Source organism: Allobosea sp. ASV33, assembly GCF_016428755.1.
In the GTDB taxonomy this organism is placed as follows: Bacteria; Pseudomonadota; Alphaproteobacteria; order Rhizobiales; family Beijerinckiaceae; genus Allobosea.
Genome location: NZ_JAELTI010000029.1, coordinates 36,945 through 51,944, shown reverse-complemented (window position 1 = coordinate 51,944; position 15,000 = coordinate 36,945). Strand labels below are relative to the sequence as shown.

Annotated in this window: 13 protein-coding genes, 1 tRNA gene and 1 pseudogene; 7 read left to right on the top strand and 8 right to left on the bottom strand. The window is 67.6% G+C overall.

From position 1 onward, the window contains the following. Both JHD80_RS11350 and JHD80_RS11345 read right to left on the bottom strand, forming a co-directional pair. Positions 1 to 242, bottom strand: a pseudogene (locus JHD80_RS11350) (hypothetical protein); the annotation flags it as partial. Positions 243 to 305: 63 nt separating this feature from the next. Beyond that, on the bottom strand, positions 306 to 1,523 hold the full coding sequence (locus JHD80_RS11345; RefSeq protein WP_199087091.1) for a glycosyltransferase family 4 protein: 1,218 nt from the start codon (positions 1,521 to 1,523) through the stop codon (positions 306 to 308). Positions 1,524 to 1,638: 115 nt separating this feature from the next. On the opposite strand from JHD80_RS11345, the gene JHD80_RS11340 reads away from it, so the two are divergent. Beyond that, positions 1,639 to 2,415 carry an alpha/beta hydrolase gene (locus JHD80_RS11340; protein ID WP_248311498.1) on the top strand — a complete coding sequence of 259 codons (777 nt, stop codon included), beginning with the start codon at positions 1,639 to 1,641 and terminating at the stop codon, positions 2,413 to 2,415. Positions 2,416 to 2,433: 18 nt separating this feature from the next. Here JHD80_RS11340 and JHD80_RS11335 read toward each other — a convergent pair whose 3' ends face one another. The 5 genes from JHD80_RS11335 to JHD80_RS11315 all read right to left on the bottom strand — a co-directional run bounded on the left by JHD80_RS11335 (position 2,434) and on the right by JHD80_RS11315 (position 4,993). Continuing rightward, positions 2,434 to 2,700 (bottom strand): BQ00720 family protein, encoded by a 267-nt coding sequence (locus JHD80_RS11335; protein WP_199087089.1) that lies wholly within the window; start codon positions 2,698 to 2,700, stop codon positions 2,434 to 2,436. A 111-nt stretch (positions 2,701 to 2,811) separates the two neighbouring features. Further along, the gene (locus tag JHD80_RS11330; RefSeq protein WP_199087087.1) at positions 2,812 to 3,240 is read right to left on the bottom strand and encodes an Hsp20 family protein; all 429 of its coding nucleotides are present in this window, start codon (positions 3,238 to 3,240) and stop codon (positions 2,812 to 2,814) included. Between the two features lie 186 nt (positions 3,241 to 3,426). Beyond that, a tRNA-His gene (locus JHD80_RS11325) sits at positions 3,427 to 3,503 on the bottom strand. Between the two features lie 148 nt (positions 3,504 to 3,651). Then, on the bottom strand, positions 3,652 to 4,500 hold the full coding sequence (locus JHD80_RS29115; protein WP_199087085.1) for a phasin family protein: 849 nt from the start codon (positions 4,498 to 4,500) through the stop codon (positions 3,652 to 3,654). Positions 4,501 to 4,597: 97 nt separating this feature from the next. Further along, on the bottom strand, positions 4,598 to 4,993 hold the full coding sequence (locus tag JHD80_RS11315) for a phasin (protein ID WP_199087083.1): 396 nt from the start codon (positions 4,991 to 4,993) through the stop codon (positions 4,598 to 4,600). 224 nt (positions 4,994 to 5,217) lie between these two features. On the opposite strand from JHD80_RS11315, the gene JHD80_RS11310 reads away from it, so the two are divergent. After that, on the top strand, positions 5,218 to 8,187 hold the full coding sequence (locus JHD80_RS11310) for a sensor histidine kinase (RefSeq protein WP_199087081.1): 2,970 nt from the start codon (positions 5,218 to 5,220) through the stop codon (positions 8,185 to 8,187). 59 nt (positions 8,188 to 8,246) lie between these two features. Here the strand turns inward: JHD80_RS11310 and mgtE are convergent, their stop codons facing one another. Then, entirely contained in the window at positions 8,247 to 9,614 is a 1,368-nt protein-coding gene (mgtE, locus tag JHD80_RS11305; protein ID WP_199087079.1) for a magnesium transporter, read from the bottom strand. Between the two features lie 335 nt (positions 9,615 to 9,949). On the opposite strand from mgtE, the gene JHD80_RS11300 reads away from it, so the two are divergent. The 5 genes from JHD80_RS11300 (at position 9,950) to JHD80_RS11280 (ending at position 14,990) form a co-directional block, all read left to right on the top strand. Then, positions 9,950 to 10,612: a glutathione S-transferase family protein gene (locus JHD80_RS11300; RefSeq protein WP_199087077.1), complete on the top strand. Its 663-nt coding sequence runs from the start codon at positions 9,950 to 9,952 to the stop codon at positions 10,610 to 10,612. 224 nt (positions 10,613 to 10,836) lie between these two features. Next, on the top strand, positions 10,837 to 11,763 hold the full coding sequence (locus JHD80_RS11295) for a DMT family transporter (RefSeq protein ID WP_248311497.1): 927 nt from the start codon (positions 10,837 to 10,839) through the stop codon (positions 11,761 to 11,763). A 222-nt stretch (positions 11,764 to 11,985) separates the two neighbouring features. After that, positions 11,986 to 12,969 carry a LysR family transcriptional regulator gene (locus JHD80_RS11290; protein ID WP_199087075.1) on the top strand — a complete coding sequence of 328 codons (984 nt, stop codon included), beginning with the start codon at positions 11,986 to 11,988 and terminating at the stop codon, positions 12,967 to 12,969. Next, positions 12,969 to 13,487, top strand: coding sequence for a tripartite tricarboxylate transporter TctB family protein (locus JHD80_RS11285; protein ID WP_199087073.1), 519 nt, complete (start codon positions 12,969 to 12,971; stop codon positions 13,485 to 13,487). The genes JHD80_RS11290 and JHD80_RS11285 overlap by 1 nt, the downstream gene beginning before the upstream one ends. Positions 13,488 to 13,490: 3 nt before the next feature. After that, on the top strand, positions 13,491 to 14,990 hold the full coding sequence (locus JHD80_RS11280) for a tripartite tricarboxylate transporter permease (RefSeq protein ID WP_199087071.1): 1,500 nt from the start codon (positions 13,491 to 13,493) through the stop codon (positions 14,988 to 14,990). The last annotated feature ends 10 nt before the right edge of the window (positions 14,991 to 15,000 follow it).

Here is a 15,000-nt window from a genome sequence, read left to right as displayed (position 1 = left end):
GAGTTCGGGGCGATCTCGACAAGGTCGAGGCCGGCATCCTCGGCGAGCTTCAGCGCATCGAAGAACGAGACCACGCCACGGTTGGCGCCGGTATCGTCGATGAGCTGGACTTCGCGAACTCCGCGGATGTCGCGGTTCGAGCGGGGACCTTCCTTGGTCGGGGTCGGGGCAGCGCGATAGGGACGACGAATGGGGGTATTCTCCTGTACTTGGCGCGCGTCGCGCCGTTGTTGCAGACACATTGCACAAAGATGGGCGATGTCAATGCATGACACCGCCACGGCAGGCATTCGCCTGCGCGCAGATCAGCGCCCCAGCAACGCGCAATAGACGTCGAGGGTTTCCGCGACCATCGCTTCGAGCGAGAAATGCCGCTCGACATGCACTCGCGCCCGCCGCGCCAGCGCATCGCGGGCGGAGGGACGCAGGGCGAGCGCCTCGTTCAATCCCGCAGCGAGAGCCGGAGCGTCGCCCGGAGGCACGCGCCAGCCGGTACGCTCCGCCGGCGCGACCTGCGGCGGCGCGAGAACCGTCTCCGGCACCGCACCCAGATCCGAAACCACGACGGGCGTGCCCATCGCCTGCGCCTCGACCGCGACGCGGCCGAAGGCTTCGGGATCGGTCGAGGGCACCGCGACGACGGCGGCCGAAAGCATCGCCGCCGGCATGTCGGTGCAATGGCCGACGCGCTTCACCCGGCCTTCGAGCCCGGCCTTGGCGATCAGAGCGTCGAGTTCCTTGACGTAACCGTCCCGCCCCTGCGCGTCGCCGGCGAGGATGAAGGCAGTGTCGGTATCGCCGCCGTCGCGCATGATGCGCGCGGCCTCGATCAGCACGCGCTGACCCTTCCAGTTGGTCAGGCGGCCGGGCAGCAGGACGATGCGCTGGTGAGGCTCGACGCCCCAGGCCTTGCGCAGCGCCTGCACGCGATCGGCACCGACCGCGGCCGGCGCGAAAGCCGAGAAATTGGTGCCGCGATTGACGACCCTGACCCGATCCCCTGCGACAGGATGCTTCGCCTGGATCAGGCCGGCCGTGTAGTGGGAATTGGCGATGACGACATCGCCGCGCGCCATCACCGAATTATAGAGCGTCTTCACCGCCGAGCGGCTGTTATAGGAGCCGTGATAGGTCGTGACGAAAGGCAGCTTCAGCAGCCGCGCCGCGCCGAGCGCGACCCAGGCTGGGGCACGCGAACGGGCATGGATTAGTTCCACCCTCTCCTGCTGGCACAGCCGCGCGAGCTTGCGGATGTTGATGAGCATCGCGAGCGGGTTTTTGGAGGCCGCGGGGAACGGCAGCCAGACCCCGCCCTTGGCCTGCAACTCGGCGACGAGGCGCCCGCCTTCGGTCGCGACCAGCGCGCGTGCGCCGGCATCGGTCAGACCCTTGGCGATATCGACCGCGGTGCGCTCGGCCCCGCCGGCTTCCAGCTCGGGAATGATCTGCAGGATCGTCCGCCCCGCCAGCGGATGCGTTTCGGTCGACGGCAGCGAAAGATGGGCACCCGGCTTGAAGGACATGCTCTCTTGATCTGGTGATCTGGACTTTCGTGAACGAGGGCGAATATGCCCCTATCGGATAGACGTCGCAGCCCTTAATCGCCGCGGCGCCCTGATTCGTCACAGGAGATTTGCCTTGGAGCGCCAGCCGCCGCAATGGCTCGAGGTCGGAAACGGCCCCTCGAAGCGCCGCCTCGCCTATCTCCTGCAGGAGGGAACCGGCGCGCCGGTGGTGTGGCTCGGCGGCTTCCGCTCGGACATGCGCGCGACCAAGGCGGAGGCGCTGGCCGAGTGGGCACGCGCCAACGGCCGGGCCTGCCTACGCTTCGACTATGGCGGCCATGGCGAGAGCGATGGCGACTTCGGCAGCTTCACCCTCTCCGACTGGCTCGGCGACGCGCTCGCCGCGATCGAAAGCCTTTGCCGCCAGCGGCCGATCCTGGTGGGATCCTCGATGGGCGGCTGGATCGCTCTGCTCGCGGCACGCAAACTGTTCGGCACCCCGCTCCAGCCGGCCGGGCTCGTGCTTATCGCACCCGCCGTCGATTTCTCCGAGGAATTGATGTGGGCGCAGATGCCCGATTCGATCCGCCGCATGATTCTCGACGAGGGGGTCTGGCTGCGGCCTTCCGAGTATTCGCCGGAGCCGACGCCGATCACCCGCGCCCTGATCGAGGACGGGCGCCGGCACCTGCTCTTCGGCGGCGAGATCAAGGCCGGCTGCCCGGTGCATATCCTGCAGGGCATGCGCGACCCCGACGTGCCCTGGCGCCAAGCGCTTAAGCTCGTCGAGCATCTCAGCGGCGATCCCGTCGTCCTGACCTTGATCAAGGACGGCGATCACCGCCTGTCCACGCCGGACGATATCGTGAGGTTGCAGGCGGCGGTCGCCGGGATGGCGACTGCGCCCTGACCTGGAGCCCGGTCGGCGTCAGTGGACGCTGACCATCTTCAGGTCGTGCTCCCAGGCATTGGCCGTGGCGGCTTCGCGCGAATCCGTGACGAGGATCGGCGCGCCGTCGGCCGAGAGCAGGGTGAAGAGCTGCAAGCCGGACTCGATCTTCGGCGCCTGCGGGAAAATCCGCATCAGCTCGTCCGAGGTCATCGACTTGACGTAGGCCACTTCGCCGGCGCCGAGCGCGGCGAATTCCGCAGGGGTCAGCGGGTTGGCCTGAATAAGGATTCTGTCCTGTTTCATCGCGCCCTCCTTCAGAGCAGTGCGAATGCGGTTCTGATACTGCGCCTTCAATTATGAACAGATGCGAAAACCGCTGACGCACCCTTCAAAAGCTGGACGGGTCTCCGCCCTCTACTCCCGGCTCATGATATCGATACGCCGGACGAGCCGTTCCGGTTCCGGCCTGACCAGATCAATCGCGAGCAGGCCGTTCGACAGATCGGCGCCGAGAACCTGCATACCTTCGGCCAGCAGGAAGCTGCGCTGGAACTGACGGGCGGCGATGCCGCGGTGCAGGAACTGGCGATTCTTGTCGTCGCTCTGGCGCCCCCGGATCGTGAGCTGGTTCTCTTCCAGCGTGATCTCCAGCTGCTCCCGGGCGAAGCCCGCGACGGCCAGGGTGATGCGCAGGCGATCGGGCTCGTCCTCCGTCCGGGGCATCCGCTCGATATTGTAGGGCGGGTAACCTTCGCTCGCGCCCTTGGCGACGCGGTCGAGCGCACGCTCGATATCGTCGAAGCCGAGCAGGAACGGATGGGACAGGCTAGGCGTACGCGTCATCGATCCAGGCCCTCGAAAGGCGCCTCATGGACATCGGGACCCGCCGCCGGGCAGCATCCCGCGGGCGAAAGGCGAACCCTTCCGCTTGAGCAAGATATGGCGAAGCGCGAAGGCCGCTTCAAGGGGAGCGGGCGTTAAGCCGGCGAACCCTGAGGCGGAAGGTTCCGACCATGTCCGGAAGAAGAATGGTACAGCCACCCCGGCTTGAACGGGGGACCTCTAGATCCACAATCTAGCGCTCTAACCAACTGAGCTATGGCTGCCCAAACACAGGCTTAGCGACCGGCCGCCGTGGCGGGGTCGTCAGCGGCGCGGACCCTAGTGCCGACTCTCCGCTTTTGCAACCGCGTAATTGAACTCCGGCATCGGAATTTCGGCGCGGCCTGCGCATGCGCCGAATCCGGCGTTCGATCAGTCCTTGCGGAGCGCCGCGTTGGCGGTGCGCGCCAGCTCCTTGAGGTGCTCGGCATAGGATTCGTAGCTGCGGCGCACCGCCTTGGCCTGCAAGGCAATTGCCTCGGAGGCGCTGTTGCTGCGCGCCAGCGTCTGCGCGTCGCCCAGCGTCGCCTCCAGCTCGGCACAGGCGTGATCGAGCATGCGGGCCTGGAGGGCACCGAAGGCGCGCGCCATGGTGAGCGCCTGGCTCATCGCCGTCGCGGTCACGACGGCTGCAGCCTCGGGCGGGCGCGGCAGAGGGAGCGAATCGAGGGGAACGGGCTGCGGAGGCGGCGCCTTGGCAGCCGGCGCGGGCTTCGCGATCGGGGCAACCGGCGCGGCTTGAACGGCTTCGGGCTTGCTGGGCGCGGGCTTTGCAACCGTCGGCTCGATCGCAGCAGGCTTGGCCGGCGCCGGCTTAGTTTCAGCGACGGCAGGCTTGGACACGGAAGCCGCAGGCTTGGCGGCCTTCGCCGCAACCTTCGGCCCCGCGACCTTCGACACGGGCTTCTCGATCCGGATCTTGATCGGCGCGGGCTTCGCCGGCGCACTTGCAACGGCGGGCTTGCCGACGGGAGCCGGCTTGGCGGCTGCGACGGGCGCAGGTGACGGAGCGGGGGCGGCAACCTTCGCAGGCGCGACCGGTGCGGGCTTCGCGGGAGCGGGCTGGGCCGGAGCGGCGGATGCGGCGGGGGCCTTCGGCTTCTCGGGTTCCGCGGCGGCGGGCGGCGCGGCGGATGCGGCGGACGCGGGCGTCAGCGCCTTCACCGGGGACAGGCTGACCGGAACTTTGGACTTGGTCCGGGTCGGAGCAGGCTTGACCATGACAGCTCTCCTTCAGCGGCAAACAGCGAAGGCCGGACCGTACGGTCCGGCCACGTGAGCGATGAACGGCGCCATACGACACCGAATCAGTGGCGCCTCAGCGGCCCTTGGTGGCCTTGCTGACGGTCTCGGCGGCCTTGGTCGCGACGTCCTGCGCGGCGGTGCCGAGGTCCTTGATCTGGCTCTGGAGCGCGGCGACCTGCGACTTCAGGAACTCGGACTGGTGCTGCATGACCTCGGTCAGGTCCTTCGACTTCACCAGCTTCTGGGCGAAATCGAACGCGGCCGCGACGTTGTTCTCGGCATAGGAAATGGCCTTGCGGGTCGCTTCCTGGGTGTTGGCGCGGGCGCTCTCGGCCGAGCCATGCGCATTGTCCACAGCCTTGTGGGCGGCGCCCATGAAGCCGTCGAACGCCTTGCGGGCCTGCTCTACGCTGCGCTCGGCGAACTCGCGCATTTCGGTGGGCACTTCATAAGGCAGCTTGCCGTTCATCGAATCCTCCTGTCGTGTGGTGATCCATCCCTAGATCATTGTGCACTGCAATATCATTGTTGCGCTGCAATGACAACAACGTGACAATCGGCGTCAGCCGCCATGTTAACGCTGTTTCGATGAGAAGCGGGAGAGCGATCTTAGGTTCCATGGATTTGCTGCCGTTTGGGGTCTATTAAGGCTTTGTTAGGCATAACGGGCGCGGATCGAACGAGCGGGCAGGCATGAGCGAGGCCGGAGAGGACTGGGCGGAGTGGAGCGTGGCGGCGGCTGAAGACGCCGCCCTTGCATCCTTTGCTGCCGGCGGCGCCCTGCTGCTGTGGGATCCGGCCGCCGAGAAGCCGCATCTCGTCAACGCTGCAGCGCAGGCGCTGCTCGGCGGGCAGACGAGCTTGCCGGCACCGACGCGGCAACGCCTGAACCTCCTCGCCGGTGGCCTGGCCTCGGCCAACGGTATCCGCCTGGAACGCCTGCGCCTGACCGCGAGCTTCGCGGCCGTGCCCGTCACCTGCGGCAGCAAGCTGGTTTCGCTGGCCGACGGCCGTTCCGCCCTGGCTATCGCGGTGCAGGCTTCCGAGCTGCGCCGCCTCGGCATCACCGTTCCGAAGGCCGCGCCTGCGGAGCCTGCATCGGCCGTCGCTCCGGCGGCACCTGCCGCTCAGGACGAAGCGCCCTCGCCGGCCAAGCCGGCCATGGTCCGCTTTCTCTGGCAGAGCGATCATGAGGGCAGGCTGACCAAGCTCTCCGACAACATCGCCATCCTGACCGGGAAAGCGGCCGCGGCCGGGCTGGTCGGCCAGCGCTGGCAGGACCTGCTCGGCTCGGCCTTCGCCGACAGCGAGGGCGGGCTGATCGAACGATTCGCCAAGGCTGCGACCTGGAGCGGCCATAGCGTGCTCTGGCGCACCGATTCGCCCGGCGAGGCGGCGCCAGTCGAGCTCTCCGGCGTGCCGGTGCTCGACGCAGCGCGCCAGATCGCCGGGTTCCGCGGCTTCGGCATCGCCCGGCTCAACGAGCGCTGCCCGTTCCCCGTGGCCGAGGTCGCCCCGGCGGAGACGGCCACGCCGGAGTCGGAAGCGGAGCAGGTCGCGATTACGGCCCCGGCCGCACAGGAAGACAACGCGCACCAAGCGGCCGATCTTTCCGCCATGGGCGAAACGGCGGTCACCGCACCGTCCACCGAAGATCCGGCCATCTCCGACATGGTCGACCAGGATGCCACGTCCCTGAGCGCGCTCGAGACGGACGATTCGCGGGATCTGCTCGAGGAAGACGAGGAGGAGGCCGTAGAAGCCGCCGCCTCGACCGATCTCGACCAGCCGGAGGAAGAGGCTTCGGCAGAGGCCACGCCCGAAGTGCCTGCCCAACCCGACGCCGAGATCGAGCCGCTACCCGGCAAGATCGTGCCGCTGCGCAACGGGCATCTGACCGCGATCCGGCCTGTGCTCGAGCCGTCGAAATCGCATCTGAGCTCGGCCGAGCGCAACGCCTTCCGCGAGATCGCCAAGGCGCTGGGCGCCAGGCTCGCCGGCGACGACGAGCCGAGCGCGCCGCGCCTGCCGCCGGTCGCGCCATTGCAGGTCAAGGAGAAGGAAGAGGCTCCGGCGGCGAAGGTCGCGGCGGAGGTCGAAGCCGCCGCTCCGGCCCGCCAGCGCAACTCCCATGCCGATGTGCTCGACCGGCTGCCGATCGCCGTTCTGGTCAATCGCGGCGACGAGGCGCTCTATGCCAACCGCACGCTGCTGGAGCTCCTGGACTATGCCGATCTCGCCGACCTCAAGGCCGGCGGCAAGGTCAGCCGCCTGATCAAGGAGGCCGCCCGCACCGATGGCGGCACGATGACGCTGATCGACCGGCTCGGCCATCTCGTCAGCGTCGATGCCGTGCTGTCGAGCGTGAGCTGGCAGGAGGAGCCGGCGACGCTGATGGCTTTCCGCCATCCCAATGGCGATGGCAGCGAGGTGCCTGTGCTGACGCCGGAAGAGGCGGAGGAAGCCGAGCTTGCGGCCGAATTCGCGGCAGAGGAAGCCGAATCGGCGGCCCGCGTCGAAGCGCTCAGGCTCGATGCCGATGCGCGCGATGCCCGGATCGGCGAGCTCACCGCGATGCTCGACACCGCGACCGACGGCGTCGTCACCGTCGACGACCGCGGACGCATCCTGTCGCTGAACAAGGCGGCCGAGGCACTGTTCGGCTATGACCAGCGCGAGGTCACCGGCGAGCTGTTCACCCTGCTCTTCGCCAGCGAGAGCCATGCGCCGGCGCTGGACTATCTCGAAGGGCTGAAGGGCGGCGGCGTCGCCTCGGTGCTCAATGACGGGCGCGAGGTGCAGGGCCGCGTGCGCCAGGGCGGCAAGATCGCGCTGTTCATGACGATGGGCCAGATCGCCCATGGTAGCGAGCCGCGCTTCTGCGCCGTGCTGCGCGACCTCACCGCCTGGAAGAAGACCGAGGGCGAACTGGTCGAGGCACGCAAGGCGGCGGAGACGGCGAGCGCCCAGAAATCCGACGTGCTCGCCAAGATCAGCCACGAGATCCGCACGCCGCTCAACGCCATCATCGGCTTCGCCGAGGTGATGGCCGAGGAGCGCTTCGGGCCGATCGCCAACGAGCGCTACAAGGAATACCTGCGCGACATCCACCAGTCCGGCGGTTACGTCATCAGCCTGGTCAACGACCTGCTCGACCTCGCCAAGATCGAGGCCGGCAAGCTCGACCTCGACTTCGTCAGCGTCAACCTGAACGAGATCGCGCTGTCGACGGTGTCCCTGCTCCAGCCGGAGGCGCAGCGCGGCCGCGTCGTGCTGCGCTCGGGCCTGTCGCCGAAGCTGCCGCCGGTCGTCGCCGACGAGCGCTCGATCCGCCAGATCGCGATCAACCTGCTCTCGAACGCGGTGAAGTTCACCGATGCCGGCGGACAGGTCATCATCTCGACCGCACTCGGCGACCAGGGCGAGGCGATCCTCAGGGTGCGCGATACCGGCATCGGCATGGACGACGACGAGCTCCGCCTGGCGCTCGAACCCTTCCGCCAGGTGCCGACGACGCGCCGCGCCGGCGGCACGGGGCTCGGCCTGCCGCTGACCAAGGCGCTGGTCGAAGCGAACCGCGCCGCCATGGCGATCACCAGCGTCAAGAAAGAGGGCACGCTGGTCGAGATCACCTTCCCGCCGCAGCGCGTGCTGGCGAGCTGATCGAACAGGGTTTCCGATCTAGAGGCGCCCGGGGCCTCGGCCCCGGGCGTTTTCATTTGTCAGAGCAGCGTGCCGCTGAGGATCAGCGCCGCCACGCCGAAATAGATGACGAGGCCGGTGACGTCGACCAGGGTCGCCACGAGCGGCGCCGAGGCGCTGGCCGGGTCGAACCCCGCCCGCTTCAGCAGGAACGGCAGCATCGAGCCCATCAGCGAGCCGAAGGTGACGATCCCGATCAGCGCGCCGCCGACCGTCGCCGCGATCAGCATCCAGTGCGGCCCGTAGTCGTAAAGGCCGAGCCATTGCCAGACCGCGATCCGAACGATGCCGATAGCGCCGAGAATCGAGCCGAGCACGAGTCCCGAAGGCAATTCGCGCAGGACGACCCGCCACCAGTCCTTCAGCGTGATCTCGCGCAGCGCCAGCGCCCGGATGATCAGCGAGGTCGCCTGCGAGCCGGAATTGCCGCCGGAGCTCATGATCAGCGGGATGAAGAGCGTCAGCACGATCGCCTTCTCCAGCTCTGTCTGGAAATATTGCATGGCGGAGGCGGTCAGCATCTCGCCGAGCAACAGGATGGAGAGCCAGCCGGCGCGCTTGCGGATCATCGCGACGAAGCCGATCTCGTTATAGGGCTCGTCGAGAGCCTCCATGCCGCCGAGCTTCTGAACGTCCTCGGTCGTCTCGGCGATCATCGCGTCGATGACGTCGTCGAAGGTGACGATGCCGATGACATGCTCATCGGCATCGATGACCGGGACCGAGAGAAGGTCGTATTTCGTGATCAGCCGGGCGACGTCCTCGCGATCGACCTCGGGCGTGACCGTGATCGGCTTGTGCGCGGGCACGACCGACTCGACCGGGGCCTCGGGATCGCCAGCGATCAGGCGGCGCAGCGAGACCGCGCGCACCAGCTTGCGCGTCACGGAATCGAGCACGTAGATCGCGTAGACCGTCTCGCGCGAGCGCTCGACGCGGCGGATATGGTCGAGCGTCTGCTGCACCGTCCAGTTCGAGGGCACGCTGACGAACTCGGTCGTCATGATCGAGCCCGCACTGTGCTCGGGATAGGCCAGCAGCTTCTTGAGGTCGGAGCGGGTCTGGCGGTCGATGCGACCGCTCAGGCGCGCTCTGGTCTCCTCGTCGAATTCCTGGAAGACGTCGGCCGCCCGGTCCGCCGACATGGCGGAGAGCAGCGCGCCGGCGCGCTGGTCCGGCAGCAGCGCCATCGCCTCGGCGGCGGCTGTCAACTCGGGCTGGTCGAGCACCTCGACGGCACGTTCGAACGGCAACTCGGCCAGGACATGCGCGATGGTCGCGTCATCCTGGTCGTTCAACGTCTCGACGATGTCGGCGACGTGCTCCTGCGCCAGCGTCTGGGCCAGCGTCACGGCAAGGAGGTCCGTGGTGTCGACGGTATCATTCATGGCTCTGTTCCTTGCGATCGGGCCGTCGTGGCCGGACCGCAGGCGAGCCGGGGGACCCGGTCAGGCGCGCGAGACGGCGGCAGACGGCTTCGACTGTCGGCTGGGACTGTCGCTTGGCATCGGGTCGGGGGTTCCTGTGAGCAGCCGGCCGCAAGGGCCGGAGGCAGGAGGCCAATGCACCCGCAAAGCGCCCGCGTCAAACGGTTTTTGCCGTGCTGGCGGAGCGATCATCGGCATTGGCCGAGGCGGCCTGTCCGGCCTATGGTCGCCGACGACGAACCGGCACTTGCGGCCGGCCTGCGTCACCGTTCGCACTCTCTCGCCGGATCCCGCCGATGTCCCTGACCATCTATGGCTGTTACCGCTCGCGCGCGACGCGCGTCATCTGGCTCGCCAACGAGCTCGGCCTGCCCTTCGACCATGTGCCGGTGATCCAGGCCTATCGCCTGCCCGATCCGCAGGCGCCCGGCGTGCCGCTGCATACCCGCAGCGCCGATTTCCTCAAGATCAACCCGAACGGCCATATCCCGAGCATCGACGACAACGGCTTCAAGCTGCACGAATCGCTGGCGATCAACCTCTATCTCGCCCGCAAGCATGGCGGCCCGCTCGCGCCCAAGGATGCGCAGGAGGAAGGCCTCGCGATCATGTGGTCGCTCTGGGCCGCGACCGAATGCGAGACGAACGCCCTCGCCCTCCAGCAGCATCTCGCCGCCTTCCCGCCGGAAAAGCGCAAGCCGGAAGTGGCCGAGGCGTCGTTCGCCGCCTTGAAGGCACCGTTCGCCGTGCTCGACCGCGCCCTGGCCGAGGGCAAGGGCTATCTAATGGGCGGTCGCTTCACCGTTGCCGACATCAATGTCGCCGAGGTGATCCGCTACGCCAAGCCGGCGACGCAGCTCTTCGATGCCAATCCGAACGTCAAGGCCTGGCTCGAGGCCTGCCAGGCGCGGCCGGCCTTCCAGGCAATGTGGCAGGCGCGCGACGCCGAGGCCGCCTGATCGAGGCCTGAACACAGGAAACGGGTGGAGCGACTGGCGACCTTCCGCCTAGACCAAACCACCTTCGACGGAAACGTGCCGTCATTCCGGGCTTGCCCCGGAATCCATCGTAGAGCGCCGCGCCCTCCGATGGATTCCGGATCGGCGCTGCTCTGCAGCTTGTCCGGAATGACGGCCCCCCGCGGGGCGAGGCACCGCCGTTTCCTCCGACCGACAGGTTCGCCATGTCCGCCTCCCCCGACCGGCCTCAGACCATGGATCTGAGCGACTGGCTGCTGCTCCTGCTCCTGTCGGTGCTCTGGGGCGCGTCGTTCTTCTTCGGCAAGATTGCCGTCTCCGAATGGCCGCCGCTGGCGGTGGTCCTGGCCCGCGTCGGCATGGCGGCGGCCACATTGCTGCTCGTCGTCAGGCTGTCGGGGCTGTCGATGCGCGTCGGCGGGCGGATGTGGCTCTCCTTCTTCGGCATGGGGCTGCTCAACAATCTCATCCCGTTCGGGCTGATCTTCTGGGGCCAGACGCAGATCGCGAGCGGGCTTGCCTCGATCCTCAATGCCACCACCCCGCTCTTCGGCGTCATCGTCGCCCATCTGTTCGGACAGAACGAGAAGGCGACCGGGCTGAAGCTTGCCGGCGTCGGTGCCGGAATCCTCGGCGTCGCGATCCTGATGGGCCCCGATGCAATCGGCGGCGTCTCGGGGGCGCTGCTGCCGCAGCTCGCCTGCCTTGCCGCCGCCCTCTCCTATGGGTTCGCCGGCCTCTATGGCCGGCGCTTCCGCGAATTGCCGCCGCTGGTCACGGCCGCCGGGCAAGTCAGCGCCACGACCATGATGACCATTCCGCTGGTGATCGCGTTCAACCCGCCCTGGCTGCTGCCGGTCCCGAGCATCGAGGTCGCCTCCTCGCTGGTTGGCCTCGCGATCCTCTCGACGGCAATGGCCTATGTCATCTTCTTCCGGATCATGCGCCGCGCCGGCGGGACCAATGTCATGCTGGTGACGTTCTTGGTACCGGTCAGCGCCATCCTGCTCGGTTCAGCGTTCCTCGGCGAGGCCCTGCAGCCGCGGCATTTCCTGGGTATGACCGCCATCGCCGCCGGTCTTGCACTGATCGACGGCAGGTTGTTCAAGGCACCGCGAACCAAGCCGGCATGACAGTTTCCAGCAAAACCGGGCGAGCCCTCGCAAGCTCTTGTCGGGGCTTCTCAGCCCAAAGGCTTTATTGCTCAAAAATTATGAATTGCTCTAGAGTCGACTTGTCGGCTGGAGTCTCTAAGGGCACGATCCACTGACTTACGAGCCCATCGGGCCTTTCGGGCTCACGTGAGAGGCTCTCAAGATACCGCGGCAAGCGGTACCGGGGAACAGGGGACGGCCATGGATGTGCGGCAACTGCGATGTTTCATCGCGGTGGCGGAAGAGCTGCATTTTGGTCGCGCGGCCGAACGTCTCGGCGTCGCGCCCCCTGCGCTGTCGCGCCAGATCAGCGCCCTCGAAGACGAACTCGGCGTCGCGCTTTTGACCCGCACCACCCGGCAGGTCGCGATGACCCGCGCCGGCTTGATCATGCTCGAGGAGGCCAAGGGCATTCTCGTCAAGATGGAGCATGCCTCGCGTGCCGTGCGCGAGGCGTCGCTCGCCTCCGGCAAGGTGCTGCGCGTCGGCGCGATCGACGCGGCCTCGTCGAGCTTCGTGCCGGAAGCGCTGATGGCCTTCCGCGCCCGCTTCCCCGGCGTCGAGATCAAGTTCGTCGAGGCGATGACGGCCGCGCTCGTCCAGATGCTGGAAGCCGGCAAGCTCGACCTCGCGCTGACCCGCCCGCCACGCAAGCCGACCGACTGCGCCTTCGAGATCCTGCGGGTCGAGCGCCCGATCGTCGTCCTGCACGAGGACCACCCGCTCGCGGCGCGCGACCACCTGACCATGCTCGATCTCGTCGGCGAGCCCTTCGTCGTGCCGTCCAAGCGCATCCGGCCTTACGCCTACGACCTGGTCATGGCCTATTTCGAGAGCGTCGGCGCGGTTCCCAACGTCACCATCGAGGCGACCGAGAAGCCGGCGATGATGTCGGCCGTCGCGGCCGGGCTCGGCATGGCGCTCGCGCCCGATTGGGTCTCGCGCCTGTCCTTCCCCGGCGTGACGATGCGGCGCCTGCGTGGGGCGATGCTCGATCCGCCGCCGCCGGGCGCGCTCGTCGGCGTCTCCTGGCGCCCGCAGCAGAAGCTGCCGTCGCGCGACGACTTCCTCGCCATTCTCAGGGAAAGCGTGACGCTGCTCGATGAGCGCCACGTGCTGCCCCCGGTCTCGTCGAAACCGCAGAAACGAACCGCCCGCACCGGGTCGCCAATCGGAGGAGCCTGATGAGTTTGAACCAGATAGAACAGGCCCAGGGCCTGCGCGTGAGATCGACGCAGGATCTGGCCGGCGGCCTGTTCATGATCCTGCTCGCGGTGGGCGCCTTCTTCTTCTCCTGGGACCTGCCGGCCGGGACGCTGCGCCAGCTCGGGCCGGGCATGCTGCCCAAGGCCTTCGCAGTGATCTGCGGCGCGCTCGGCCTGGTGCTGGCGCTATCCTCGCTGCGCTATCACGGCGAGCAGCTTTCGGGCTGGTCCTGGAAGGGCATCTTCTTCGCGCTGGGCGGCGCCTGCCTGTTCGGATTGACCATCCGCGGCTTCGAGATCGGCCCGATCCGGGTTCCCTCGCTCGGCCTGCTCGTCTCCGGCCCGCTGCTGATCTTCTTCTCGGGCCTGGCCGCCGATGACCGCAAGCTCAAGGAGCTCCTGATCTTCGCCGTGGCGATGTCGCTCGGCTGCATCCTGCTGTTCAAATACGCGCTGTCGCTGCCGATCCCGCTCGCGCCCTGGCTGCTGGGGATCTGACCGATGGACATGTTCTCCAATCTCGCACTGGGCTTCGGCGTCGCGCTGACGCTGAAGAACATCGCGCTCTGCTTCGCCGGCTGCCTCGTCGGCACGCTGATCGGCGTGCTCCCCGGCGTCGGGCCGATCGCGACGATCTCGATCCTGCTGCCGATCACCTTCGGCCTCGATCCGACGGGCGCGCTGATCATGCTCGCCGGCATCTATTACGGCGCGCAGTATGGCGGCTCGACCACCGCGATCCTGGTCAACATCCCCGGCGAGGCGACCTCGGTCGTCACCACGCTGGACGGCCACCAGATGGCCAGGCAGGGCCGCGCCGGCGTCGCGCTCGGCACCGCTGCGATCGGCTCCTTCTTCGCCGGCTGCGTCGCCACCGTGTTCATCGCCGCGCTCGGCGCACCCCTGACCAAGATGGCGCTGCTGTTCGGCCCGGCAGAGTATTTCTCGCTGATGGTGATGGGCCTGTGCTTCGCGGTCGTGCTGGCACGGGGCTCGATCCTCAAGGCCTTCTGCATGATCATGCTGGGCCTCCTGTTCTCGACCGTCGGCACCGATCTCGAAACCGGGCAGGAGCGCCTGACCTTCGGCATCGCCTCGCTCTCAGACGGCATCGATTTCTCGGTGCTGGCGATGGGCGTGTTCGGCTTCGCCGAGGTGCTGCGCAACCTCGAAAGCCCGGAAGCGCGCGACGTCGTCAAGGGCAAGATCGGCCGGCTTCTGCCGGGCTGGGAGGATATCAAGCAATCCGCCGCCCCGGTGCTGCGCGGCACCTTCATCGGCGGCATCCTGGGCATCCTGCCGGGCAACGGCGCGGTGCTCGGCCCCTTCGCCAGCTATACCGTCGAGAAGAAGATCGCGAAGGATCCCTCGCGCTTCGGCAAGGGCGCGATCGAGGGCGTGGCGGGGCCGGAATCGGCGAACAATGCCGGCGCGCAGACCGCCTTCATCCCGCTGCTGACGCTCGGCATCCCGCCGAATGCGGTGATGGCGCTGATGGTCGGCGCGATGACGATCCACGGCATCATCCCCGGCCCGCAGGTCATGACCCGCAACCCCGAATTGTTCTGGGGCATGGTCGCGTCGATGTGGGTCGGCAACCTGATGCTGCTGATCATCAACCTGCCGCTGGTGGGCATGTGGGTGAAGCTGCTGCAGGTGCCCTACCGGCTGATGTTCCCGGCGATCCTGATCTTCTGCTGCATCGGCATCTACTCGGTGAACAACCAGCCGCTCGACGTCGCCTTCACGGCGCTGTTCGGCCTGTTCGGCTACCTGCTGATCAAGCTCGGCTTCGAGCCGGCACCGATGCTGCTCGGCTTCGTGCTGGGCAAGCTGATGGAGGAGAAGCTCCGGCAGGCGCTGATCATCTCGCGCGGCTCGTTCGTGACCTTCATCGAGCGGCCGATCTCGGCCGGCCTGCTCGTGGTCGCCGTACTGGTCCTGGTCATCGCGCTTTTGCCCGCGATCTCGAAGAAGCGCGAAGAGGTCTTCACCGAGTGAACCATCCGAA